This window comes from Paramagnetospirillum kuznetsovii (assembly GCF_003284725.1).
In the GTDB taxonomy this organism is placed as follows: Bacteria; Pseudomonadota; Alphaproteobacteria; order Rhodospirillales; family Magnetospirillaceae; genus Phaeospirillum; species Phaeospirillum kuznetsovii.
The window spans coordinates 20,828-46,178 of record NZ_PGTO01000008.1; the positions used below are offsets into that span (position 1 = coordinate 20,828).

Annotated in this window: 25 protein-coding genes and 1 tRNA gene; 10 read left to right on the top strand and 16 right to left on the bottom strand. The window is 56.6% G+C overall.

Translation table 11 applies throughout. The annotated features are described in order from the left end of the window. Positions 1-82 precede the first annotated feature (82 nt). The 6 genes from CU669_RS11720 to CU669_RS11745 form a co-directional block, all read right to left on the bottom strand. Complete coding sequence (locus CU669_RS11720) at positions 83-457, bottom strand: response regulator (RefSeq protein WP_112144871.1); 375 nt, start codon at positions 455-457, stop codon at positions 83-85. Next, on the bottom strand, positions 454-3,573 hold the full coding sequence (locus CU669_RS11725) for an EAL domain-containing protein (RefSeq protein ID WP_112144873.1): 3,120 nt from the start codon (positions 3,571-3,573) through the stop codon (positions 454-456). Before CU669_RS11725 ends, CU669_RS11720 begins: the two co-directional genes overlap by 4 nt. A 48-nt stretch (positions 3,574-3,621) precedes the next feature. Continuing rightward, positions 3,622-4,938, bottom strand: a complete 1,317-nt coding sequence (locus CU669_RS11730) for an RsmB/NOP family class I SAM-dependent RNA methyltransferase (protein ID WP_112144875.1) — start codon at positions 4,936-4,938, stop codon at positions 3,622-3,624. Between the two features lie 34 nt (positions 4,939-4,972). Then, entirely contained in the window at positions 4,973-6,433 is a 1,461-nt protein-coding gene (gene guaB / locus CU669_RS11735; protein ID WP_112144877.1) for an IMP dehydrogenase, read from the bottom strand. 76 nt (positions 6,434-6,509) lie between these two features. Further along, entirely contained in the window at positions 6,510-7,247 is a 738-nt protein-coding gene (locus CU669_RS11740) for an RlmE family RNA methyltransferase (protein WP_112144879.1), read from the bottom strand. Beyond that, positions 7,244-8,227 (bottom strand): Ppx/GppA phosphatase family protein, encoded by a 984-nt coding sequence (locus CU669_RS11745; protein WP_239988686.1) that lies wholly within the window; start codon positions 8,225-8,227, stop codon positions 7,244-7,246. The genes CU669_RS11740 and CU669_RS11745 overlap by 4 nt, the downstream gene beginning before the upstream one ends. 204 nt (positions 8,228-8,431) lie before the next feature. Between CU669_RS11745 and CU669_RS11750 the strand changes: the two genes are divergently transcribed. Further along, positions 8,432-8,505: transfer RNA gene (locus CU669_RS11750), tRNA-Gln, on the top strand. A gap of 155 nt (positions 8,506-8,660) precedes the next feature. Then, the gene (locus tag CU669_RS11755; protein ID WP_112144881.1) at positions 8,661-10,088 is read left to right on the top strand and encodes a tyrosine-type recombinase/integrase; all 1,428 of its coding nucleotides are present in this window, start codon (positions 8,661-8,663) and stop codon (positions 10,086-10,088) included. A gap of 471 nt (positions 10,089-10,559) precedes the next feature. Here the strand turns inward: CU669_RS11755 and CU669_RS11765 are convergent, their stop codons facing one another. Continuing rightward, positions 10,560-10,997 (bottom strand): DUF6641 family protein, encoded by a 438-nt coding sequence (locus CU669_RS11765; protein WP_112144885.1) that lies wholly within the window; start codon positions 10,995-10,997, stop codon positions 10,560-10,562. Positions 10,998-11,706: 709 nt separating this feature from the next. On the opposite strand from CU669_RS11765, the gene CU669_RS21370 reads away from it, so the two are divergent. From CU669_RS21370 to CU669_RS21120, 4 genes are all read left to right on the top strand, one after another. Beyond that, the gene (locus CU669_RS21370) at positions 11,707-12,588 is read left to right on the top strand and encodes a hypothetical protein (RefSeq protein ID WP_161539648.1); all 882 of its coding nucleotides are present in this window, start codon (positions 11,707-11,709) and stop codon (positions 12,586-12,588) included. 70 nt (positions 12,589-12,658) lie between these two features. Next, complete coding sequence (locus tag CU669_RS11770; RefSeq protein WP_161539649.1) at positions 12,659-13,435, top strand: AAA family ATPase; 777 nt, start codon at positions 12,659-12,661, stop codon at positions 13,433-13,435. 77 nt (positions 13,436-13,512) lie between these two features. Beyond that, complete coding sequence (locus CU669_RS11775) at positions 13,513-13,836, top strand: hypothetical protein (protein WP_112144889.1); 324 nt, start codon at positions 13,513-13,515, stop codon at positions 13,834-13,836. A gap of 174 nt (positions 13,837-14,010) precedes the next feature. After that, positions 14,011-14,394, top strand: a complete 384-nt coding sequence (locus CU669_RS21120) for a DUF805 domain-containing protein (RefSeq protein WP_146747725.1) — start codon at positions 14,011-14,013, stop codon at positions 14,392-14,394. On the opposite strand, the gene CU669_RS11780 is transcribed toward CU669_RS21120, so the two are convergent. The 3 genes from CU669_RS11780 to CU669_RS11790 all read right to left on the bottom strand — a co-directional run bounded on the left by CU669_RS11780 (position 14,391) and on the right by CU669_RS11790 (position 17,859). Beyond that, complete coding sequence (locus CU669_RS11780) at positions 14,391-15,470, bottom strand: hypothetical protein (RefSeq protein WP_146747726.1); 1,080 nt, start codon at positions 15,468-15,470, stop codon at positions 14,391-14,393. The two genes, CU669_RS21120 and CU669_RS11780, sit on opposite strands and share 4 nt — an antisense overlap. A 113-nt stretch (positions 15,471-15,583) precedes the next feature. Further along, positions 15,584-16,222 (bottom strand): response regulator transcription factor, encoded by a 639-nt coding sequence (locus CU669_RS11785; RefSeq protein ID WP_112144893.1) that lies wholly within the window; start codon positions 16,220-16,222, stop codon positions 15,584-15,586. 2 nt (positions 16,223-16,224) lie between these two features. Next, complete coding sequence (locus tag CU669_RS11790; protein WP_112144895.1) at positions 16,225-17,859, bottom strand: ATP-binding protein; 1,635 nt, start codon at positions 17,857-17,859, stop codon at positions 16,225-16,227. 113 nt (positions 17,860-17,972) lie between these two features. Here CU669_RS11790 and CU669_RS11795 point away from each other — a divergent pair, with 113 nt between their 5' ends. Then, on the top strand, positions 17,973-18,539 hold the full coding sequence (locus CU669_RS11795; RefSeq protein ID WP_112144897.1) for a tyrosine-type recombinase/integrase: 567 nt from the start codon (positions 17,973-17,975) through the stop codon (positions 18,537-18,539). Positions 18,540-18,610: 71 nt separating this feature from the next. Here CU669_RS11795 and CU669_RS11800 read toward each other — a convergent pair whose 3' ends face one another. The 5 genes from CU669_RS11800 to CU669_RS11810 all read right to left on the bottom strand — a co-directional run bounded on the left by CU669_RS11800 (position 18,611) and on the right by CU669_RS11810 (position 20,948). Beyond that, on the bottom strand, positions 18,611-19,336 hold the full coding sequence (locus CU669_RS11800) for an outer membrane protein (protein ID WP_112144899.1): 726 nt from the start codon (positions 19,334-19,336) through the stop codon (positions 18,611-18,613). A 123-nt stretch (positions 19,337-19,459) separates the two neighbouring features. Then, complete coding sequence (locus tag CU669_RS11805; RefSeq protein WP_112144901.1) at positions 19,460-20,110, bottom strand: response regulator transcription factor; 651 nt, start codon at positions 20,108-20,110, stop codon at positions 19,460-19,462. A gap of 15 nt (positions 20,111-20,125) precedes the next feature. After that, positions 20,126-20,341: a hypothetical protein gene (locus CU669_RS21125; protein WP_146747727.1), complete on the bottom strand. Its 216-nt coding sequence runs from the start codon at positions 20,339-20,341 to the stop codon at positions 20,126-20,128. A 31-nt stretch (positions 20,342-20,372) separates the two neighbouring features. Continuing rightward, entirely contained in the window at positions 20,373-20,645 is a 273-nt protein-coding gene (locus CU669_RS21130) for a hypothetical protein (protein ID WP_161539650.1), read from the bottom strand. Between the two features lie 87 nt (positions 20,646-20,732). Then, positions 20,733-20,948: a hypothetical protein gene (locus tag CU669_RS11810; protein ID WP_112144903.1), complete on the bottom strand. Its 216-nt coding sequence runs from the start codon at positions 20,946-20,948 to the stop codon at positions 20,733-20,735. A 314-nt stretch (positions 20,949-21,262) separates the two neighbouring features. Between CU669_RS11810 and CU669_RS11815 the strand changes: the two genes are divergently transcribed. From CU669_RS11815 to CU669_RS11825, 3 genes are all read left to right on the top strand, one after another. Continuing rightward, positions 21,263-22,504, top strand: a complete 1,242-nt coding sequence (locus CU669_RS11815; RefSeq protein WP_112144905.1) for a PocR ligand-binding domain-containing protein — start codon at positions 21,263-21,265, stop codon at positions 22,502-22,504. Positions 22,505-23,013: 509 nt separating this feature from the next. Then, positions 23,014-24,174: a hypothetical protein gene (locus tag CU669_RS11820; protein WP_112144909.1), complete on the top strand. Its 1,161-nt coding sequence runs from the start codon at positions 23,014-23,016 to the stop codon at positions 24,172-24,174. Between the two features lie 200 nt (positions 24,175-24,374). Then, positions 24,375-24,653, top strand: a complete 279-nt coding sequence (locus tag CU669_RS11825; protein ID WP_112145098.1) for a DUF6626 family protein — start codon at positions 24,375-24,377, stop codon at positions 24,651-24,653. Between the two features lie 9 nt (positions 24,654-24,662). Here the strand turns inward: CU669_RS11825 and CU669_RS21135 are convergent, their stop codons facing one another. Then, entirely contained in the window at positions 24,663-25,184 is a 522-nt protein-coding gene (locus CU669_RS21135) for a hypothetical protein (protein WP_146747729.1), read from the bottom strand. Positions 25,185-25,351 lie beyond the last annotated feature (167 nt).

Consider the following 25,351-nt stretch of genomic DNA (forward strand, 5'->3'; position numbering starts at 1 on the left):
AACAAGCGGCAAGGCAGCCCTAACGGCCCTGTCCGCTTTGGAAGGCGACGCTTATAGCCTGCGTCGCAGGCGATTGCAAGCCTCAGCCCGCGGCATTGCAGTAGCGGGCGACCTCGTCGAGCAGCTTGCGGATGGAGATGGGCTTGGTGATGACCTGCTCGAAGCCGTCTTCCAGGAAGCCCGCCACCGAGTCGGGATCGGCGAAGGCGGTCACCGCCACCACCGGCACATTCTTGGTCCTGGCATCCGCCTTGAGCAGCTTCAGCAGATCGACGCCGGAATATTTCGGCAATTGGATGTCCATCAGGATCAAGGCGGCACCCGCCGAAGCGGTCATTTCCACCAGCCCGTCGCCGTCGGACGATTTCACCGTCTGGTAACCGGCGATGGTCAAGGCCTGCTCCAGCAGTTTCATGTTCATGGCATTGTCTTCGACGATGACGACGGTTCCCGTCATGGCCCCACCTCTCGGGTTTGCGCCGCCCGCGGCCGAGTATCGACGTCGCGGCCGCGGGCTATGTAGCTGCTGGTGAATGCGGTGAAGTCGGCCACGGTCAATGGCCGGCCAATCATATAGCCTTGAATCTCGTCGCAGCCGTGGCGGGCCAGCAGGGCCGCCTGGGCCTCGGTCTCGACACCTTCGGCGATGGTCTTGAGCGACAGCGAATGGGCCAGCGAGATGATGGCGTTGGCGATGACGCGGCCATCCTCGTCCTGGTCCAGATCCTTGACGAAGGCACGGTCGATCTTGACCGTGTTGATGGGAAAGCGCTTGAGATAGGCCAACGAGGAATAGCCGGTGCCGAAGTCGTCGATGGACAAGGTGACGCCAAGCTTGGCCAGGGCGCGCAGCATCTTCAAGGTGCCCTCGCCATCGGCCATCAGCATGCTTTCCGTCAGTTCCAGGTCGATATGGGTGGGGTTGACGCCGGATTCGGAAATGGCGTCGGCGACGAGATCAGGCAGGTCATGTTCATGAAACTGCCGCCCCGACACGTTGATGCCGATGCGAAGACCGCGAATGCCCATATCGTTCCAGATGCGCAGTTGCCGACAGGCGGTCCGCAGCACCCAGGTTCCCATGGGGACGATCAGGCCGCTTTCCTCGGCGACCGGAATGAACTTATCGGGGCTGATGATGCCCAGTTCGGGATGCCGCCAGCGGATCAGCGCCTCGGCGCCCACCAGGGCATAGGTCTTCAGATTCACCTGGGGCTGGTAGAACAGTTCGAACTGCCCGGCCTTCAACGCGTCCTTGATGGAACGTTCCAGGGTCAGGCGCTCGGTCACCGCATAGGACATGGCGGCATCGAAGAAACCCAGACGCTCGTCGGTGCGGCGCTTGACCGAATGCAGCGCCATTTCGGCATTGCGCAGCAGGTCCAGCGCGTCCTCGCCGTCGCGGGGGAAGACGGAAACGCCCATGTCCACCGGAATCACGAGCTCGGAGCCGTGCACCATATGTGGCTTGCTCAGCACCTCGCGAATATGGGCGACCGACGCGGTGACGTCGTCCAGGTCGCGCAGCTGCGGCAGCACCACGGCGAATTCGTCACCCGCCAGACGCGCCGCCGTCCCTGCCGATCCCACTTCCTGGGCCAGCCGCCGCCCCGTCTCGCGCAGCAGGGTGTTGCCCACGTCGTGACCCAGCGAATCGTTGATGGTGGTGAAGCCGTCCAGATCCACGGTGACCACCGCCACATGCAGGCTTGCCGCCCGCGCCATGGCCACCGCTTGCCCCAGGCGGTCGGTCAGTTGCGCCCGGTTGGGCAGGTCGGTCAGCGAATCGTGATTGGCGAGATAGGCCACCCGCTGCGCCAGTTCCTTGTTCTCGGTCAGGTCGCGGATGGTGCCGGTGAACAGGCGGCGCTTGTCCATGCGCAGTTCGGAAATGGACAGGTGAAGCGGGAAGATGGTGCCGTCCTTGCGCTTGCCCAGGACTTCGCGGCCGATATTGATGATGGTGCCGACGCCGGTCTCAAGATATTTGCGGATATAGCCGTCGTGGCGGCCGCTGTCGGGCTCGGGCATCAACACCGAGACATTGCCGCCGATCAGTTCCGACAGCGAATAGCCGAAGATGCGCTCCACCGACAGATTGGCATTCAAGATGATGCCGTCCTCGTCGATGGTGACGATGCCATCGAGCACCGTGTCCATGATGGCGCGGATGCGGTGTTCGCGCGCCGCCACCGCCCGCATGGCCGCCGTCACCTCGGTGGTGTCGCGGCCCACCAGCAAGGTGGCGTTCTGACCTTCGCGGCGCAATGGGACCGCCGACAGTTCCACGTCGCGCAGCCGTCCGGCGAAGGTCACGACCTTGACCGGCAGGGGGTGTCCCTCCTCGTAGAGCGCGTCAAGGCCATTGCCGAAAATGGCACGGTAGTCGGGATGGATGAAATCGGTGAAGGGCTTGCCTTCGCAAGACGACGCCGATGGCGCGCGCAACATGCCAAGACCGGCGGCATTGATGCGCTCGACGATGCCGTCGACGCAGACGCAGATCAGGTCGGGCGACAGCTCCACCAGATCGCGATAGGACACCTCGTCCTTCAGCAGGGCGGATTCCAGCATGGAAACGTCGGTGATGCGGTCGATCAGCTTCAGGATCTGCGAGCCCGAATTCATGATGGACTCGGCATATTCGCGATAGCCCGTCGGCGCCAGCGGCCCCAGCATCTCGCTTGATATCATCTCGGAAAAGCCGATGACGTCGTTGAGCGGCGTGCGGATGTCGCGGCTCATGCGGCCCATGAATTCCGTCTTGGCCCGATTGGCGATATCGGCCTCTTCCTTGGCCTCGGCCAGCCGGGCCGCCGCCGCCTTGGCCGAAGTGATGTCGCGGGAAAACATGGCGCAGCGGTGCTCGGCCGAATTGGCCCCCATCACCGCCAGCAGCCGGTTGGCGAACCAGTGCAGGCCGTCGGTGTCCTCGAACTCCACCGTGCGTCCGCTTTCCAGCGCCTGTTCCAGATAGGCGCGGCGATGCGACGCCAGGCTGGCGGGCAGGAAGTCGAAGATGGAACGTCCGATCAAATCGTCCTGAGGCAGATTGAAATACTGCTCGGCCTCGGCGTTCAGGGTGACGATGACACCGCCGGAATCCAGCAGCAAAGCCACATCGTGGCTGGCGTCCAGCAGGGCCTGAGCGGTGCGGTGCGAGGCTTCCAGGGCGATCTGGCCGCTTTGACGCTCGATGGCGTGGCGGATCACCCGGGGCAGCATGGTCATGCCCATGTCGGACTTGACCACGTAATCCTGGGCTCCGGCCCGGATGGCTTCATGGGCCACCCTTTCGTCGTCCAGGCTGGTCAACACCACCAACGCCCGTTCGGGCGCCCACGATTTCAAGGTCAACACCGATTCGATGCCGGAGGCGTCGGGCAATCCCAGATCGGACAGCACGCAGTCGAACTCGGCGAAGGGAACATGCTTGGCCGCTTCGGCCAGCGTGAAACAAAACTGAACCGCCCAGTGTGGCGCGGCATCCAGCAATTGGATCTCGATCAACCTCTGGTCGCCAGGGTTGTCCTCGATGATCAGCAGTCGGATCGAATCAGTCTCTAAAGTCATGACTTTGAGACCATGCTACATCCCAACACCATTGTAAATGCTGGCTCACTAAGCATGTTCCAGGAAGGCACCAAAGAATCCGTCGGTGCCGTGGGCGAGCGGCGACAGACGCAAATAAGGCCCCGGCACCGGACACGGGGTTCCGATGACGGCGGCCCACAGCTCGGGCACCGGAATCACCCGATAGTCGGGATGGCGGATCAGGAAATCTCCGATCTGGGCCTCGTTTTCTTCCGCCAGCAGCGAACAGGTGGCATAGACCAGCCGCCCGCCTTTCTTGGTCAGGCGCGCGGCGCTGTCGAGAATCAGCTTCTGGCGCTCGACCAGTTCCAGCAGATCCTTTTCGCCCAACTGCCATTTCGCGTCGGGATTGCGCCGCCAGGTGCCGGTGCCGGTGCAGGGCGCGTCCACCAGGACGCGGTCGAAGCTGGCCGCCGCCCGCTTGATCCATTTGTCGCTCTCGCCGCCGATCACCCGCTTGGTGACGTTGTGGACACCGGCGCGGCGCAACCGGTCTCCGGCGCGGTCGACCCGCCATTCCGCAACGTCACAGGCCACCAGCCGACCCTTGTTGGCCATGGCGGCGGCCAGACACAGGGTCTTGCCCCCCGCCCCGGCGCAGTAATCCACCACCGCCATGCCCGGCTGGGCATCGGTGAGCAGCGCCACCAGTTGCGAGCCTTCGTCCTGGACCTCGACCAATCCGTCGCGCCAAGCCTGGACCTGGACCAGCGGCACCCTTCGGGCAAGCCGCAACCCCAGCGGCGAATGAGGGGTCGGCACCGATTTGATGTCTTCCTTGGCCAGGGCGCGGGCGGCCTCGTCGCGGGTGGCCTTCAAGGCATTGACCCGCAGGTCCAGCGGCGCCTCGTCACGCATGGCGCCCATCTCGTCGATCAGCTTGTCACCGAACAGGGCGGTCAGGCGCGGCGTCAGCCATTCGGGATATTCGCCGCGCACATGGGGCGGCATGTCGCGATGAAACATGGATTTCTGCTCGGCCAGCATCTCCATGACCCGCAGCTCGTGCGGTTCGGGCCGATAGGGGGAGTGCTGTCCCTTGAACAGGTCGGGCTCGGGGGCGATGCCCTCGAAGGCCATGTCGGCGAAGACGCGGGCCCGCGCCCCCCATTGCCCGCTCAGATTATCGCGGTCGGGATGCTCCATGAACGCCAACCACCAATCCAGGCGAGCCTTGCGGCGCAGCACCCGCCACACCACCTCGGCCACGGCGCGGCGGTCCTTGGCGCCGATATAGCGGCGGTCGCGGAAATAGGCGGAGGCCGCCGAATCCGCGGGTCTTGCCGACTTTTCGATTTCGGCCAGCAGTTCGATGGCGGCCTGGAGGCGGGCGGCCGGTGTCATGGGCGATCTTTCGCGACAGGGACGGAGAGGGAAATCAATCCGTCTTGTAGTTGGGCGCTTCCTTGGTGATGGCCACGTCGTGGACGTGGCTTTCACGCAGGCCCGCCGAGGTGATGCGGCGGAACTGGCAGCGGGTCTGCATCTCGGCGATGGTTCGGTTGCCGGTATAGCCCATGCCGGCGCGCAGGCCGCCGATCAACTGATGGATGACGGTGGCCACCGGCCCCTTATAGGGAACCCGGCCCTCGACGCCTTCGGGAACCAGCTTCAGCTTGTCGTTGACCTCGGCCTGGAAATAGCGGTCGGCGGAGCCCCGCGCCATGGCGCCGATGGAGCCCATGCCGCGATAGGACTTGTACGAGCGCCCCTGGAACAGGAACACCTCGCCGGGGCTTTCCTCGGTGCCCGCGAACAGCGAGCCCAGCATGACGCAATCGGCGCCCGCCGCGATGGCCTTGGCGATGTCGCCGGAATATTTGATGCCGCCGTCGGCGATGACCATGACGCCGTGCTTGTGCGCGACCTCGGACACTTCCATCACGGCGGAGAGCTGCGGCACGCCGACGCCCGCCACCATGCGGGTGGTGCAGATGGTGCCGGGACCGATACCGACCTTGACCGCGTCGGCGCCCGCGTCGATCAGCGACTTGGCCGCGTCGGCGGTGGCGATGTTGCCGCCTACGATCTGGCAGAGCGGCGCCGCTTTCTTGATGTCGCGGATGGTTTGCAGCACGCCCTTGGAATGACCATGGGCGGTATCGACCACCACCACGTCGACCTCGGCCTCGATCAGGGCCATGGCACGGGAAAAGCCGTCGGGGCCGACCGAAGTGGCGGCGGCGACCCGCAGGCGGCCCTTCTCGTCCTTGGCGGCGGTGGGATGGGCCTGGGCCTTCTCGATATCCTTGACGGTGATCAGACCGATGCAGCGGTAATCGCCGTCCACCACCAGCAGCTTCTCGATGCGGTGCTGGTGCAACAGGCGCTTGGCCTCTTCCTTGTCGACGCCATCGCGCACGGTGACCAGCTTTTCCTTGGTCATCAGCTCGTAGACCGGCTGGGCCGCGTCGGAGGCGAAGCGCACATCGCGGTTGGTGAGGATGCCCACCAGCTTGCCCGAGCCGCGCTCGACCACCGGAATGCCGGAAATCTTGTTGTCCGCCATCAGCCGCAGCGCGTCGGCCAGGGGCTGTTCCGGGTGGATGGTCAGCGGATTGACCACCATGCCGGATTCGAACTTCTTGACCTTGCGGACCTCGGCGGCCTGGGTCTCGATGTCCAGATTCTTATGAAGCACGCCGATGCCGCCGGCCTGGGCCAGGGCGATGGCCAATTGGGCCTCGGTGACGGTGTCCATGGCCGCCGACAGCATGGGGATACCCAATTCGATGCTCTTGGTCAGCCGCGTCCGCGTATCGGCCTGGGCAGGCAGAACATCGGATTCCGCCGGGACCAGCAGAACGTCGTCGAATGTGAGGGCTTCCTTGATGACCATGCCGCCTCCGGTGTCCGGTTAGTGGCGCGCCATCATACACATTCGAAGCCACGTCTCAAGGGGAGCCTGAGCAGGGCTATTCCACGCTTCCCCGAAATCCCATGGCGACCACATAGGTCTCGGCCGAGCCCTGGCGGCTGGCGGGCGGCTTGGCGTGGCGGACGGTGGTGAAGTTCTTCTTCAACTGGTCCAGCAGGGTCTTCTCGGTGCCGCCCTGGAACACCTTGGCGACGAAGGTGCCGCCCGGCGTCAGGATCTCCAGCGCGAAATGAAGCGCGACTTCCACCAGCCCGATAATGCGCAGGTGATCGGTGGAGGGATGGCCGGTGGTGGGGGCAGCCATGTCCGACAACACCACGTCGGCGGGGCCGCCCAGGGCCTCCTTCAAACGGTCGGGGGCATCGTCGGCCAGGAAGTCGCCTTGCATGGTGATGGCGCCGGGCACCGGATCCCATTCCAGGATATCCATGCCGACCACGATGCTGCCCTTCTTGCCACCCACCTTCTGGACCGCCACCTGGGTCCAGCCGCCGGGAGCGGCCCCCAGATCAACAATGCGTAGACCGGGCTTCAGGATATGGAACCGCTCGTCCAACTGGATCAGCTTGAAGGCGGCGCGCGAGCGATAGCCTTGGCGCTTGGCCTCGTGGACATAGGGATCATTGAGCTGGCGCTGCAACCACAGTGTCGACGACAGCTTGCGCCGCTTGGCGGTCTTGACCTTGACGGTCAGCTCGCGGGAGGTGCCGGGGGCGGAACCGGTGGTCCGGCTTCCCGATTTGCTGCCGCCGCCCTTCTTGCTTCCGCCGCTCATGACGTTCTCCTGCCGCTGTTGACGGCGTCGTCCTTCATCATGCCGAGCAAAACGCCTTCGCGCACGCCGCGATCGGCGACCCGCAACTTGCCCAGCGGCCAAAGTCGGCAGACCGCCTCCAAGATGGCGCAACCGGCCAGCACCAGATCGGCGCGTTCCGGCCCGATACAAGGATGGGCGGATCGCTCGTCATGGCTCATGGCGGCCAGCCGTCGGGTCACGGCGGCGATGTCGTTGAAGCCCAGCTCCAGCCCGTCCACCTGCGAGCGGTCGTAGCGCTGCAACCCCAGATGCAGCGCCCCCAGGGTGGTGACGGTCCCCGAGGTTCCCAGCATCTGAACCAGATTGCCGGTCATCAGCGAGGCGATGGTGTGCAGGCTTTCGAACGGGCTGAAGGCGCGGCCGATCTGGTCCACCACCTGGGCATAACCGGCGTTGGAGCCCAGTTCGGCGGCCCATTGCTCGGCCAGGGTGACGACGCCGGTGGGAATGGACTGCACCCCCATGACGGTCTGGGTGCCCAAGGTGTTGCGCACCCACACCAATTCGGTGGAGCCGCCGCCGATGTCGAAGACCAGCGCCCAAGGCACCAGCGGGTCCAGCAGGGACGCGCAGCCGGCCAGGGCCAGACCGGCTTCCTCCGAGGTGCTGATGATGTCGGGCTCAAGCCCGGTGCGCTCGGCGATGCGAGCGGTGAATTCGGCGCCGTTGGAGGCGCGGCGGCAGGCCTCGGTGGCCACCAGCCGGGCACGCCGGACTTGATTGCGCTCCATCTTGGCCACGCAGATTTCCAGCGCATCCAAGGTGCGGTCCATGGCCGCCTCGGACAGCACGCCGGATGCCCCCAGGCCCTCGCCCAGCCGGGTCACCCGCGAAAAGGCGTCCACCACCTTGAAGCCGCGCGGAGTCGGCCGCGCCACCAGCATGCGGCAGTTGTTGGTGCCGAGATCGAGCGCGGCGTAAAGGGGGGCGGACGGCATGATACGGACGGCGGCTTTAGAACTGAAAGGGGGCGGATGTTACTCCGGTTTCATGGGCGGTGGGAAGCGCCCTCTCCCGCCCCGCCCCACCGCCCAAATTCCCCCCGCTTTGACCATTGATCGCATCGGGACGCTGTGATAGAAGGTGCGCCTCTCGTGGCAGGCCCCCTCAGGGTGGCCTCTCCATTCCGCCAGCGAGCCTGGTGGGGGATCGTCTAACGGTAGGACAGCGGACTCTGACTCCGCCAGTCTAGGTTCGAATCCTAGTCCCCCAGCCAACTTTTTACAACAAATACAATGCGTTAGCAGATCGCTCTTGTGGTCGCATTGCTCGTTTTTGGCATTAGCAGTACATTAGCAGTGGTCCAACGCTGCTCATCGGCCATTTTGGCCGTGCTGCACCGCAAAGAATTGGGCCGTTGCGAGGCTGAAAATGGGCAATGTTGTTCATATTCTCGATGGCGCAATAGCGCTCTATCAGCGTCTCTATATGGGGGCGCAGACCTGGACGGCTCGCTACAAGATCAAGGGCCACAAAGGCTATGTGACAAGCACGACGGGTAAGCGCGACCTCGAAGAAGCGAAGGAAGTCGCCCTCGAAAAATTCTACGAACTGACCGCCGACCACCGTCGCGGCATTGCGATTCACAGCCGCACCTTCCAGCGATCGGTCGATGCGTACCTTGAAGACCTCGCTGCTGCTGTAGCGTCAGGGAAAAAGACGGCTCGGACACAACGCGATAACAAGGCCGTCATCGACCGCTATCTGCTGCCGTATTTCAAGAGCAAGGCCATCGACGCGATCAAGCAGGATCAGATCGAAGCGTATAAGACCTGGCGCTTGAACTACTGGATCAGCGGCCCTGGCTCCAAGGAGGAAACGCGGGAATATATGCGCGGCGGCAGGCTGATCAAGGCCAAAATGCCGAAGAAAGCGCAGACCCAGCGCTCGGGTGAAATCCTCATTCTCAAGGCCATATTCAAGGCGGCCTTGAAGCGCAAATGGGTCTCCCGTGATCAAATTCCCGACATTGAGGAAGACCCCCGCGAGGACAATCGGCGGCCAGCATTTTCACCCTCGGAATGGAAGCGCGTGGATGCGGCAATGGGGCCATATATAGAGAGTGCCAACGGCCCCGTGGTGCAGCATGACCGCAAGATGCTCTGTGGCTATATGCGGTTTATGTTCGAGACTGGCCTGCGCCCTGGGAAAGAGCACCAGCAACTCAGGTGGGAAGATTGCGAACTGGTCGAGGCCAAAGGGGAATTTGGCACTCGCAAGATCACCCATGTCCATGTCCGTGATGACACGAAGACAGGCAAACGGCTCGCGGTCAGCAGCGAGGACACATGGTCGGCGCTGCAATACATCAGGTCATTCTCACCGTGGACCAAGCCCCGTGATCCTGTGTTCGCCGACAGAGCGACGGGCAAACCGATCAAGAGCTTCAACCATGGAATGGAAGCTCTGCTCAAGACGGTCGATTTGGTGACAAATCGGCATGGCGAAAAGTTCGCACCGTACAGTCTGCGCCATACCTATGCGACCGACCGCCTGATCAACGGCAGAGTGGACGTTTGGTTGCTGGCGAAGAACATGGGCACGAGCGTGGAGATGATCCGCAAACACTACGGTCAGGACGAGCCGCAGCAACGCTCGGAGGAACTGACCCACGATAAACAGCAGCTTGATATGAAGACATGGGTCGCCATGCTGACCGAGAACCCCGCGATGGCCGAAGCGCTATTACGAAAAGCGCCCGAAGGGCCAACACTCGACCCTGATGCACCCGAGGCCGAACCCGATCCCAATGTGCCGCGCAGACGCGCAAAGATCAGATTGAGCGATATGTTGGGCTGATTTTGGTCAGGTTGCTGTCGTGTTGCACGACAGCGATGCGATCAACTGCGTCTGCCGATCCGAGAGAAAAGCCCCGCAATGGCGATGGTGCAATAGCTGGTTTGGCCACAGGTACAGTGATTCACGCAGGAGGAAGCGCAGCGCAATTTGTCCGTGATTTCGTTCAAATTCGCGTGGTCCAGTTTCTCGGCATTCCGCTCAATCTCGTGGGCGACTTTGAGATGGCAGTCGGTCTGGCTGTTGCTGTTCATCGGGCAATTATATGCAGTGCAGCAAAATTTTGGAACTGCAATCGGGCTAGGCATTGCCACGGTCGCTGATTACCAGTGTCGTGTGACACGACAAGCACACCTTATATATGGACCGCCGCCGCGTTCGCGCTGCCAACCGCCGCACACGCTTCAAAGCCGGAGGCCGTGTAGTGCGGCACTCATGAAACCAGCCCCGCTTGTATGGGGCTGGAAAAGCTTCTTACGCGAGCTTTTTACCAAAACGGCCTTTTGCAGCGGCCAACTGCTTGTCGAGTTCGCCAGCGACCACCGCTTCGCGCAGCAGCGTCAAGGTCGGAACCAGTTCGGCTACCACGCCGACCTCGATGGCCGTCTTCTTGGGCTTAATCTCGATCACCTTATTTCCGTAGCGCACTTCCAGCATGAACGCGCCATTGGCCTCCTGCCAGTACCACGGACGAAAGCGGACCAGCTTCTCCTGTAGGGTCTTTTCACCGCCAGTGCCTTTTACCCAATGCCGACGACGAAGCTGGAAGCTTTCGCCGCTTTGCATCGCTTCCGCAGCAGCGATCTGCTGGTTGATGGCCTCGACCATCCTGTTTCGCAAATGCCCTTCGGGGGTGCTGGCCGCCGCCCTGCGGGTGACTTCCATCAGCTTCAGCTTGTCCAACGTGCTCATTTCCAATTCTCCAAATAGGAACGTACTGCGAACACGGTATGGAGACTTGAAGCGGATCACAACGAAAAGACAGGCGTAGGCTTAACCTACAGAAAGCCGCGTCGGGTTACACGACAGCCGCCCATTTCCGAGCCGACACACCCAGCGGCTTATCAAATCAGGTGGGCGCTAAATTTTTTAATGAACAATTTCAATGCGATAATTATTTTCAGAGGGGGTATCAGGGTTGGAGAGTGAGGTCAACATTATTTTTCACTTGCCTATTGACAATACCGTCGAATCTGATATTCTGCTCTCAGTTAAACGCGAACCGTTACAAATCGAGCTGGCCACACAGCAACCAAGTGGCCAGTTATTTTTTTGCCGAATCGCAAGGCCAAAAGCCTTGTCGAAACCCACCCCAAAATTATCGCAGTACTTTTTGTCACGATATTGACTATCTCGGCGTGATTACGCACGCCTGCTTTTTGTAGTTTGTCACTTTACATCGTGCAGACGCTCCAGTGTGGAGTTTGACTGACATTGCTCAGAGGAGGATAACCATGTCTATCGACACAAGCTAAGCGGGATCTTCTGTCTAACATTGTGGCTTTTGCGTGCTTGTGGCGTTCGCGCGTCACGCAGGGCCGCTATCAATATGAACATCGTCACGGCTGAATTTTGACCGACGAGATCGGCAGCAAGCCTGACCATAAAGGAGACCACTATAATGACTAATCTTAATACAAGCATTAACTCTACCTGTAAGTCCCTCATCTCTGAGCGCGAAAACTGGGAGAAAATTGAACTCGCTGCCAGCAATACAAAGCTCTACTCTATTCTTAGCCGTTGCTTTGAGGTTTACAAGCAGCTGAAGCAAAATCAGTTCTTGGTCGAAGAGCTTGACAAGATGCTGACTGCTAAGGGCATCAAGTTCACCGCTGCGGTGCATCCTGCGAACAAGTTGATCAAGCTGATCTTTGGGGACAATGACCGTCGTCGCGTCAGCGCCTACGCCACGGTCATGAAGGCCGCGCATGAAAATGCCAGCAAGGCGACTGCGGATTTCGCTGCGTGGGTGAAGCGCGAGGGAGGCATTGAAGCCATTCGGACCGGCAATGCGACGACTGGCGGTGGGTCTTCGGGCACAACCAGCGATCCCGAGGCGTTCAACAAGGCCGCAGCAAGGCTTGGCAAGGAAGCTGCCATCGCCAGCATCGCCCCCAGTTCCAAGTTTCCCGAGGAAACTGGATACGTGATGGTCCTTGCGCGCATCGCTCCTGATCGCAGCCTGAGCGTCGTCAAGTTTATCGGCAAGGTAAACGATGAACGCGCCAAGAGCATTGTCATCAAGGCTGCCGCTGCGGAAGACGCGGATTGTAAGGCCAGCGCCTCCAAGGCGATCAAAACCATGAAGAAGAACATTGCTACCAAAAAGAGGGCGGATGAAAAAACTGCGAAGGAGGCTAAGGCCGCCCTCCACGCGAAAATGGACAAGAGGAATTTTGCTGCTGAGTCCCGGATTGACGAAAAACTGCCCGAGCCGTCGGACAAGGCTTTCGTCATTTACAAGGTCAACGCCGATGACGATTCGGTCAATGAAGCGGCCTAAATCAGGTCAATCGTGGTGGAGGGTAGCGGCGCCCCTCCATCACTTATCCCCAGCCGCCAGGAGAAAGAAAATGGTTTCCTTTACTATCAAATACAAGCCGAACACCCTTGCTGATGTCGTGTATCCCGATAGCCAGACGGAAGACGACATCCGCGCATACGAAAACGCTGGTCGGTTCAATCACATAGTTCTTTACGGCACATACGGCACTGGCAAGACCACCATCGCAAAGTTAATGCCAAAAGCGGTCGTGGCAGATGTCGATTGGCAAAATGAAGTGCGCTTCATCAATGGCAGCATGATAAGAAGCGTTATTGATATTCGACCAGTAACAAGCTTCTTGAGCCTTTCTTCTTGGAACTCTTTGGGCTGCAAATTCGTTATCATCGATGAAGCTGAGCAGCTTACAAGACCAGCTCAGCTTGCACTAAAAGGAGTTCTTGACGACTTTGCACGCAACGCGATGTTTATATTCACCACCAATTACATAAACAACTTGGATGGAGGAATTCAAGGTCGAACCCAGATTTTCCAATTTGATCCTCCTCCAGCTATGCGCCTTGTACCCTTCGTGAAACGTGTTTTGAAAAGCGAAGGACTTGGAATGAGCGATCCGCAAATTAACCAGTACATTGCGAAATATGGCAGCAGTATCAGAGGATTGCTCATGCAACTTGAGACGGATGTGATCACCTCCAGGAGAGCCAATATTCAGCCTGTTCCACCTCCCAAAGTGTCGCGTAACACGACGGTCAGTCAGCCTTCGCCGACCAGTGCAGCACAGAGCAAATCGGTGTCGTGCGACACGATAGCCATCCAGACGCCGCCCAGTTCACAAGCGGCATAACCAGCGAAGCCTCCGCCTGCCAAGCAGACGGGGGTCTTCGCTTTTGTGAACAAGCCTTCCCATGCTATTTTTTCGCGATGGAAACCAGCACGGCCACCATCAGCGTCCTACAGATCACGGCCATCCATGCAGGCCGCGTGCTGGCACTGGCCGATGTGGAATTGATCCTCGATGGCGTGTCCATCGTCATCCACGGCGTTCAGGTTCGCGCTGACGCTGCCAAGACGGAAATCACCCTGCCAAATTACCGAGCGCCAGACGGTTCTTGGCGAACCGCTGTCACGCTGCCCGACGAAATTCAGGGGCCGATGGGAGACGCTGTGATTGCAGCGGCCATGGAGATTGGGATTTTGAAGGAAAGCCGACTGTCGTGTAACACGACAGACCAAATGCGGAACTGATTCAAAGAGCCTCCGTATTTGCTACTGATGCACGCCCGTATGTTGCGGTGGCAATCCGCGACTGCGGAAATATGTTGGCCTATGACTTGGTAATGGCCGCATCGGAATGCTTGAGGTCTCCCCCCAGTCCTGGAAAAAATTGGGCGGATCAACGTCAATCGGCAGACTGTGCAAATGCAGATGCAGCCGAAATGGGGCAGTGAAATGCATAGTAATATTTCAATATTTTCATTGCGCGGAACGATATCGCAAAAACAAGCAATATTGTCTATCGCGCAATATGTTTTTATATATTTCGTTTCTGTTAATAATGCTGTAGCACGGCTTTTAATCGGCGCATTTGGCGCAAGTGCCTTTTACGTCCTAATAGCAGCATACCTCATATCTCACTGGATTATGGTGGCAGCTACCGTAAGACGTCTCCGTGCAATCGGAAGAAATCCTTGGGGCGGAATTTTGGTGCTTGTGCCCCTCCTAGGAATAATTGTTGCTTTTGCCGTTGCGTTATCGAAAGACAGAAAGCTTACGCCGACGAGTTCCGCAGAAATAATAAATTAAAATTTATATACATACAGAACCCGTGAGGTGATCTCGTACACCTCCAGGCTGTCGATGCTCCTGACGCGATAGCCGATTTCGGGGCGCACACCGTTGCCGAATTCATAGCCGAGGCTCGTGTTGAACAGGTAGTCGCGCTTTTCCTCGACATTTGGTGCATTGCTGATCCGCAACGTGTAGCCGACGCTCAGTCGCCAATTCGCGGGATTTATCTCCATGCCCGTCGAGATGTAATCCCGCTCGGCCTTCTGCACACCGCCCCTGTTCCAGAAATGCTGGTATTCAAACATCGGAGCGACAACCAGCCAGTCATCAATTTTCCACTCCTGCCGAATGCCGCCGACCACGCCAAGTTCGGCGTCGGGAATATCGGAATTGGCGGTACTGATTTTTCTGACTTCCTGCCGCAATACTCCTGTATGCCAGGAAAATCCATCAAATGAAGGAACCTTTGTTCCCGTCGCCGATAGTGCAAAAGAATCCAGCCGTCCAGTATTGCTCTGTCCGCCGTCAAATTGGCGCTTCCGCGTCCGTGTCGGCGTTCCAATCCACGATTTGCTCATGATGGTGGTGTCCAGCATGAAGGCGCTGGCGGCCACGCGCACCGTACCAGCCTCGCCACCTTTCACATTCATCCAGCCACCAACGCCATTACGATCCCATATGGCGTTGTCCTCGGCCAGTTCCCTGCCGAAATAGCCAGGGAGCGTGAGCCAGGCCTGGCCGAATTCGGCGGCGAATCTTCCGCCGTAAACGCCCCATTCGTCCTTGCTGTAGTCGAGAACAAGGTTTTTCAGGTGTAGTTGCTCGTTGGCAAATGCACGGCTTTCATCGGGATGGGGATCAATGGCAGGGTCATATGTGAAAAGCGTTTGGATCGACAGTTCTTTGTTGAAGCTCGCTTTTATGAATGGCTCGACAAAGACGAACAGGTCATTGCGCTGCGTCTTGTCTTCCGCCGCATAGCGCCAGCGGTCGCCAATGAACATATTCACCGTTCCGCTGATCGACGGTTTTTGGCCGCTGGAATCTTCAGAAGCTACTGCGGGCATCACGCATATGGACGCGACAGACATTGCAGCGACCGTACTGCTTCGCATTAGTTGGTAGAATCGCGAAGGATGCATTTAGCCGACCTTTGAGTGAAATCAATTCAATTTGGTAGCAATCATTGTTTGTCGGCGTTGCATCACGTCGCAGTGAGTTCGGCATAAAAGTGCCGTGTATGAAAAAGAGCTGCTGCAATATCTCGCGCAGATTTCAGGCCAAGTTTTTCCGCAATCTGATTGCGGTGCGTTTCAACCGTCCGATGGCTAATTTCCAATTCCAACCCGACCTCTTTTGCCGTCGCGCCCTTGCCAAGGTGCATCAGAATTTCCCGTTCACGGGGAGTGAGAAGCGAAAAATTACGGACGTAATCGGCAGCGCGGCCATATTGCTTGCAGGTCTGCTCATGTGCAGAGCAGGCCGACACAGCCGTCTCAATCAGCTTCTCGTTGCGAACAGGCTTTTCGACCCAGCCAAAAGCGCCGAGCTGGACAGCATGGACTGCCGTCGATATATCGCCGTAAGCGGAAATCATAACGACGGGCATATCGAACCCACGTTCACGCGTCTCTCGGTATGCATCAAGGCCTGACAGATCGCCCAGCCGCAGATCCATGAAGGCGCAGCCGAGGGCTTCAACAGGATGATTTGCGAAGAATGATGACGCATCAGCGTACCCAGCCGCGTTGAAAGACCTCGAAGAAAGCAGCCAGACAACCGCTTCGCGGAAACTTTCATCGTCATCGACCACGGCGATGGTATAGCGCTGATTATCGCTCATGATCAGGCCGCTTTCACGATGGGGAGCCAGAACGAAATAACCGCGCCACCTTCAGGGCGGTTCATGATGGTTAAAGCGCCACCATGGCCTTCAATGATGGTCTTTGAGATAGGGATGCCAAAGCCGCTGCCCCCGACTTTTGTCGATGCAAACAGCGCGTGTCCAGCCTTCTCCATGTCCTGTGCCAGCCCGGTTCCATTATCCGAGACGGTCACGCTGATCCGCTCATCCGTGAGACTTGTTTCTACATTCAGGCGGCGATCTGTTGCAGGAACCGCGCTCATGGCCTCGCAGGCATTCCGCACGAAATTCACCATAACCTGCTGCAAGGAAGCCTTGACGCCCGAAACCCGAGCAGACACCGCTACATCAAAAATTGCAGTAACGCTGTGATCTTTGCAAATTTGGCGAAGCAGGGGATCAACGTCCTGCATGACGCTGGCGAAATCAAAAGTCTCCCGCTGCCCTGCCGCATGTTCAATTTTCGACTGGGCTGCGGTAATGATTTCCCCGATGCGCTGGACCTCGCGATCTGTGCGTTTGGCCAGCATCAAGGCATCGTCCGTGCGATTGGCATCCTTCTCAATGTAGCCAACCAGCCCCTCGACATAAGTTGAGACCACCGCCAGCGGTTGGCGAATTTCGTGGGCCAGTTTCGCCGCAGTCTGCTGCCCCGTAAAATGGGTATAGGCGCGATCAAGCGCACGTTCCTGCACCCGCAGCTTCTGAACGCCGCGTTCGCGTTCACTGGTCATGCTGCCAATGATTAGTCCGAGATAGCCGACCGACAGCATGAAGTACGGAGCGCCCACGACAATCCGATGATCGGGGGCCAGCCAACTCACCGCCGTAATAGAGATGTTGGCGATCAAGCTGGACGCAGCCGAGCCCACATTGCCGAAATTCATGGCGTTCCAGGCGATGGGGAGCATAAGAAAATACGACATCGGCCCCTGGTCCTGCCCCAGAACCACTGCGACCGTTTCCACGTAGATTGCCAAACCGATTGCGACAAAGCTGGCGACAAGCCAGATCAGCGACCGTCCACTTGTCGCAGCCGCCAAATCACTCCGCGACAGCAGAAGAATGGGCGAGAGTGTGACGATGCCAATCGCATCCCCCAGGGAGAAGCGCAGAACCATATCCCAGTAATTCGACCAAGGGATCAGTCCATCGGCACAGAAGTTCACGATGAGAGCCAATGCCGCTACGACAGGAATCAGCAACGAGAATATCGAGAAGGCGATCAGGTGGCGCATGTTGGCGAGGTCAATGTGGACAGAGCCGAGCCAGCGTCGCAATGACCGAATTCCGACGACATAGGCCGTTGGGGGAATGAACCAGGAGAGAATTATGGCGAGCGTGGAGTGCGGGTATGGGGCCGTAGCGACGATATAGCCAACGCCGACATACGCCATGGGCCACAGACGCGGGAACCTAAGTAGAAATGCGAAAGTCAGTCCAGCTGGGGGAAACCAAGCACTCACACCAGGAGCTGCCCCCATGGCAATAGCCGCCCGAAAAGAGACAATCCATGCAGAAACATAAATGGCACTGATTACAGAGGCACGAAGGAGCGCGGCGCCCTTGCTCGCCCCTCGTGCCCAGACAAATACCTCATAAAAGCTATGTTTCATTATGTTTCACGCTAAAGCGTTGAGACTAATAGAAGAACAGCGCCGTAGCGATCGTACCTATATCTATCGTATAATATTTAGTGCGTAAAGCGTGTATTTTATGAGGTTTTGTGATGAAGCAGGCAAGGGTACCAACTGAAACAGAACTCAAGCGCGTCCTCACTGTGGTCGCCCAATCTCGTTTTTCCGCCCGCAACCGCATGGCGTTGATGCTGAGCTTTTACGCAGGGCTTCGTGTCGGAGAGATTGCTGCACTGAAGCTTGGCGACGTGATCGACGACGCACGTCACTTGCGCGATTGCATTTCACTGCGAGCGGCAATGACCAAGACCAACGAAGCGCGGACGATCTTCATCAATGGCAAGTTGAGAAAGGAAATTGAGCGCTACGTGTCGTGTTACACGACACTCGATCTCGCCGAGCCGCTTTTGATGACGCAGAAACGCACAGCGTTTTCGGCCAATACGCTGTGTCAGCTATTCGGTCAGATATACGACGAAGCTGGAATTGACGGCGCGACCAGTCACAGCGGTCGGCGCTGGTTCATAACGCGGCTGGCTCATTCGGGTGTGTCGGCCAAGGTCATCATGACACTGGCTGGTCATAAGCACATGAGCACCACGCAACGCTATATCGATGTGAACGACGAGATGATGCGGGCGGCGGTGGAGATTCTTTGATGAACGGGACAATACTGCAAAAGAAGTAGGGCGGCCCTATGGCCGCCCTACCAGATTGGTTTACAGGTCGATTAAAGGCCGAAGCGAACACCGAGGAGAACCTCGTTGGTTTCCAGGCCGTCGCCCTTGGTCTTGCCATTGTTTCCGCCGCTCCCAACCGAGACCTTGCCCGCGTCCAGGTGGCGATAGCCCAGGTCCAAGCTCCACTTGTCGGTCAGGGTGTAACCGACACCCGCTTTGGCATCCCAGGCAAAGTTGGTTTGGGTCAAACCAGCAAGCTTGCTGTCACCCGAGCCATTGTTGTAGGCAACCTTGCCGCCGCTGGTGGAGACAATTGCGGTTCCCAGGCCGACGCCAACATAGGGCTTGAAACTACCGAAGGTGAACGGCTCGACATAGCCATTGGCCATGACCGTCCACACATCCACATCGGATTTATACTGCTTGATGGTGATGTCGGTGCGGGAACCATTCACCTGATAGCCCGTCCGATAGTCAACGCCGAGGTCAGCTCTGAACCAATCCGTGAACTGATAGCCAGCCATCAGCCCCATAACGGCGGCATTGCCCGCGTCGGAATTCAGCTTGTTGGCGCGGCCATTCGCAGAGCCAAAAATCTGCAGGTTGAAGTTGTTCTGATCATCACCCCAATTGGTGCTCTGCGAACCAGACCAACCAGCCTCACCACCGACATAGAACCCCGACTTTTTCGCAGGCTGATTCTCGGCAGCGGTGGCGACGCTAGCGAAGGTCGCGCACGCGGCAATCGAGCAGGCCAGAGCGGCAAAACGTTTCATTTGAGTATTCCCCTTGATTATTCTGCGCGAGACAAGCACGCCACCTAGTGGTGGTTGTCTCAAACAGAGCGCCTCAAGGATATTCGTGCCGATTACTCAGGAGTGGCCGCTCAGCACGGAAAACTAAGTAGCCGATACTGATGCGGCTGCGTTTGGGGCGAAAAATCTGGTATGGAACGCGGCAGATGCAAAATCTCTAATTGAGCGAATGCATAGCTTTGCCGCAATTTGGTTGCGATGGGTCTCAACCGTCCGATGGCTGATGGAAAATTTCGATGCGATTTCCTTTGCAGTTAATCCTTTGCAGAGTTGCCAATAAATCTCCAACTCACGCTGGGTAAGCATTGGAAAGTTTCGAATGTAATTGGCAGCGCGACCGTATTGATTGCAAATATCGGCATGTGCCTTGCACGCTGTATCAATGGCCTTGAACAGCTTTTCATTCCGAATAGGTTTCTCTATCCAACTAAATGCACCCAAGTGAACAGCACGGACTGCGGTCGCTATATTACCGTAGGCAGAAATCATAATGACAGGCATATCAAAGCCGCGTTCGCGTGATTGCAGGAACGCTTCAAGTCCCGATCTTTCCCCTAATCGCAGGTCCATGAGGGCACACCCGATTGCGTCAAGAGGGTGGCCTTCAAAGAAGGAGCTTTCATCTGCATAGCCTTTAGCGGAAAAGCCCTTCGATACGGCAAGCCACAAAGCAGCTTCACGAAAACTCTCGTCATCGTCGATCACTGCAACAGTAAAGCGCTGATTGTCAGTCATGGCTGGCTTGTAACTCTAATTATTGATCAACGGCTTGAATGCTTGATGCATTCGCAAGCAGGCAAACTCAAGTTCGCATTCTGCCTTGAACGGGCAGATTTCAACCTCTTCAATCATGATTGCCATGGCGTGATAGCGACCAACATTCATGGCCGCTAGCAATTGCCGAACACGCCTGGGCAGGCAATGCATGGGCCGTGATGGTTTTGTGATTTCGGCTTTTTCCGACATTCTGAGCCCATTTAGGTTCACGGGTTCTCTATCAATTCTGCGGCAGTTCTTTTAGAAGGGCGGCGCAGGTGATGGTGCATAGGGCGCGATCATCGCATTCGCCACCATTCGGGCAATTCAGCATCGAATTGATAGCTCGCCGATGAAGATCGATCTGATCGTTTCCCGCAAGTGCAGGTCGCTTCCGCATCGCCGTTAGCGTTTTGCATTTTTCGCCGTCGTGGCTCATGCCCAACTCCGATGCTTTTGAGGACATGGCGGGAGGTTCGAGGCCGAAAACTTGCCAAAGCGGGGAGGCGTTCATCGGATCAATTCCGCGACACATTTCGCAGTTGAAATTTTACCAGATGGTGGGGTGACGGATTATCCGTAGCGGATACTGACTGGTCGCCTACGATTGAGTGGCCGTGGCCATGAGCTTGGTCAGATCGCCTTGCTTCTTCAGCATGGACGCTCTTGCGCTGCTAACCTGTTCGCGCTTCTTCTGAACGGAAGCCGCCTGCTTGAGCTTCTTGGCTTGTTCGGCCTTCGCATCGGCCTGCTTCTTCAAATTATCCCCGATGGTGTTGGCCTTGATCTCCTCGGCCACAATCTCCCACATCCGCATCGGCGGTCTCCTGCTGACGGTTTCTCCGAGGGTATTTATGGGCATATCCAATTTGCCAAAATTCGAAACTCACCCCCCCCCTTGTCTGACTGTCGCGCCGTCACATCTTCCAGATTGGACGAATGTTTGCTATCCTGTCAGCATACACAATGCGACTGACAATATACCAAGACAGAAAATGTGGAATTGATTTAATAAGATTTGCCATAAAGCGGAACGCTCAACACGAAGAACTTAACTAGGCAAACTAATTAATCTTGTCCGCATCTATGGAACTAATGAAAATCTGAGGACAGCTTGGGGAAATTGATAGCATGAGCCGAAAGTTTCCCACACGCCAAGATTTTACGCTTTTCGATCTTTTCTCTTTGGAGCAATTGCAGCGCCTTCAGGATGATTTCTCTGCGGCTACCGGCGTTGCGTCGCTTATCACGGACATTAATGGCAAGCCCATAACTAATCCGAGTGGCTTCTGTCGTCTATGCAAGGACATTGTTCGAAAAACCCCACTTGGCCTCAGAAATTGTGAGAACTCGGATGCGATCCTAGGGGGAGGGTTTTACGCTGCGGCCACTATTCGCCAGTGCAGCAGCATCGGTCTTTGGGATGCGGGCGCAAGCATTGTCGTGGATGGTAAACATTTGGCCAATTGGCTTATTGGCCAAGTTCGAGATGAAACTCAAACTGAAATCCAGATTCGCGACTATGCACGGGATATTGGCGCCGATGAGGATGAAACACTAAGGGCGTTTTTAGAAGTCCCTTATATGCGTCTGGATAAATTCCAAGCCATTGCAAATTTCTTAAATCATGTTGCTAACAATATTTGCCACTCAGCATTTCTTCAAAAAAAGCAATCACTACAAAATGCTAAGCTCGAACGAATTAATGAAGACATTGATCAGCTAGCCCGCGTCATGGCGCACCACATGCAAGAGCCTGTGCGGTTGCAATTTATATACTCTCAGAAACTTGAGAAGGCTGTTCACGAAGGGGATGGAGACGATATAGAACTTTTTATTCACTATATAAAGTCAAATGCTGTTGACCTTAAGGCTTTAATGCTATCCATTCAATTCTATTTAGACACTCCATATGAAATATCATCACCTGAGCGCTGCAATGCTTTTGACGCATTTAATTCAGCAGTCGGTGCGCTCAGAGAAAAATTGGATGAGGTTTCCGCTGTTTTGAACGTGGCAGATCTTCCAGAGGTCTGCATATCAGGCCATTTGCTTAAATTGGTATTTAAAGAGCTAATTATCAACTCGATTGAAAACTCAAGGCCAGATCACCCACTAAAAATTAGTGTTCTATCTGAAAATGTTGAAGGGTACACCGTATTAAAGCTTCAAGATAATGGCGTTGGCATTGTTGCGGAGTATAGGGATCGTGTTTTCAACATATGCGAACGCCTAGAACGAACAAAATTTGGCAAGTCTGGAATGGGGTTGCCGCACATAAGAAAAATAATTGAATCTGTTGGCGGGTGCGTGTTTATAGAAAGTGACGACACAACTGGAGTTTGCGTTAATATCTATATACCGGACAATTAATGGCTTTTTATATTTTTGTTTTTTGTTTTATGCAGTGCTTGTTGGAAAAGGCGTTTTCGTTTTTTGATGGTGTTGGCCTTGATCTCCTCGGCCACAATCTCCCACATCCGCATCGGCGTTCTCCTGCTGTCGGCTTCTCCGACGGTATTTATGGGCGCGGACAACTTGTCGGGTTTCCGGACAAGTGGGCAACGTGGGCGCGGGCCATGCTTAGGGTAAACTACAGGCACGAGTGTCGTGTAACACGACAAGGCGATAATCCGCCCAATTTCAGCAGTATAATCAATGAATTATGAATGCCCTGGTTTGTGCCATGCAGCAATGGGGCAAACCGCGACAATCGTGGTAAATTTATTTCACAGATCAACCGCAGATAGGCCGCAGACCATCATAAATACAATGCTGGGGCTTAGCTGTGTCCGACGGGATCAGTGACAGCCTCTTTCATTGCGTTTTCCAGGCAGCCCCAGCGATTTTCAACCGAAAACGCTCATGGAGAAAATCGCATCATGACAACAATACAATGGATCAGACATATCAACCGACTTTGCGACCTGCGCGGTGATGCGCGGTTTGACGACATTTTCCTCGATTGCATCGCGGCCATGCACCGAACAGGCCGCACCAGCGTCAACCAGGGCAATTGGCTGGTCACGCAGTTGGACATGCACCATGGCATTCAGCTCACTCATATTGGGCCAATCCACCTGACAAAGCCGCAACACCGTATCGTCAAAGAAGCTGTGGCCGCAGCAGTCTCGGTGGCCGACAAGACCAGACGGGCCGTGCTTTCCGCAAAGTTTCCACACGTTTTCCGCACTGTTTCCACATCGTTCCCGCAGGTTTTCCGCACAAAAGGCGCTATTTCTTTAGCTGATCCAACGACTTATGACGCTGCTATTGCTAGACTATTACTAAAACTAATCGATGCGCCGTTGGCGTTCTCATGGCCTTCGGCCACGACCGATGTCCTTTCAGCCCAAGTCGATGGCGGCTCACCTGTTGCTCGCCACCAGATCACCGAGGCGGCTTTGCCCATCGCGGTGAATACCAATGTGATTGACGATGCGGCTTCGCCACTTCGTGGCTTCGCCGCCAAATCGGACGAGCCATTTCATCAAGGGAAAGACCCAAAGACAGCCAATGCCAATTCGCCCATGGGAGCAAAGGCCAATCGGCCAATGGGTCAGGTAAAGGCCAATTCCACAAAGGCCAATATATCGCTGTGGGTCGATGGCGGCTCACGCAGCCATGTGCGTGGCCGACTGGAAGTCGGAGATAAAGAGTTCCGCCTGAACTTCCGCAGCCCGCTACGTGCCGAGGAATTGATCTATGTGGGGCAGGGCCAGGACGCGGAAGCGCGGCAGTGGTACGAGGAAATCAGTGCCCAGTTGATCCCCCATTTGCAGTCCAAGGCGGAAGCTGCCAGCGGTCGGCTGAGCAGCAACCACATCGCCAGCGCCGTCCATGATTTCCACGACAGTCGTTGCGAGCAAAGTGGCCTAATCGGTGGGATCGCGTTCTTGGGCTATAGCGGCGATGTACCTTCACGGTGCGTCGTGCAGATCAACGACACGATTTGGCAGTTCGAGCTACAGGCGACCCGCAGCCCGAATTCCAAAGCGCCTCAGTTCAAGGCAACCGCCGAGCCGTCATCCTTAGCAGCGTAGCGATGATGGCCTGTTGTACGGCTTCCTCGATCAGCACAATCTCGTGGTCAAATCCAAGTTCGCAATAGCCTCTCGGCAAATAGGTCAGTCTGTTCATGGCGTTTTCTCCCATTGCAGCAGCGTCCAGCGTGGCGCTGCTCCGCAAGCGTATTTAGCGCCAGGGATAAATAGCTGGTTGGAAACGCTTGGGAGGAACGGCCATGCTGCTGGAAGTCATCTATAGGGAATTGCGCGATATGTGGATGGTTGAGAGCCAGTATGAGTTTTCTCAGTTTTGGCTTGGCCAATCGCGAAGCTATATGTCCTGTGCTAAGGCGCGACAGCGGCCACCGTCATTGCTGGTGCTGATGCGGTTGTCGCAACGGCTCACTTCCATCTCGGCCAAATATGCCGCTGTAGCGACGACCGAGATTGAGAGGGCAAACTGCAAGCGATTAGCCGCACTACACAATGCTGTTGAGCTTGAAATGAGATGTTAGAGTAAAATGTTAATGAGTTTTCCAATAATCGAAAACACGCTGTCTCTCATCTTTCTGGAACTGATCTGCATCTTGAAAAACGTGTCCATAATCTTTAGCTAGTTGTGTAAACCCCTTTCCACACATTCCAGTTGCCTCGTCAACAATTATTGATGAAAGCATTGGACGACTAGCGTCTTGTTCAAGCTGACACACAGGATCAAGGCGGCGCTGAAGGACAAAACGGACATTCGGCCACTTGCCAAATTTTTCTCCCAATTTCTTATATGTGATTGTCTCTCCTCCGCGGGCGCATTCTATCAAAATATCTCTAATTATTTTTGGCTCCATTCTCGACTTTGCGATAAGAACATCTGCGACAGCCTCAACAAGCCATTGCGATTGAGGCAGCTGCTTTTTTGCATTTTCAAGTTGGACTTTTAATCTGTCTTCTTCCATGTCTGAAAGTTTTTCAAGATATACATTTCTGTCTTTGGGTTCTTTATAATCCACCATCTTGCGACCCCATGCCTTGTGATGCTGATCGCTCATTCTACCTGCTGTTTAATGAATTTGAAGCGAGATTTGCCGTCGTGTAACACGATAAGCTATATGTCCTGTGCCAAGGCGCGACAGCGGCCACCGTCATTGCTGGTGCTGATGCGGCTGTCGCAGCGGCTTGCATCCATGACGCCCAAATACGCCGCCGTGGCGACGCC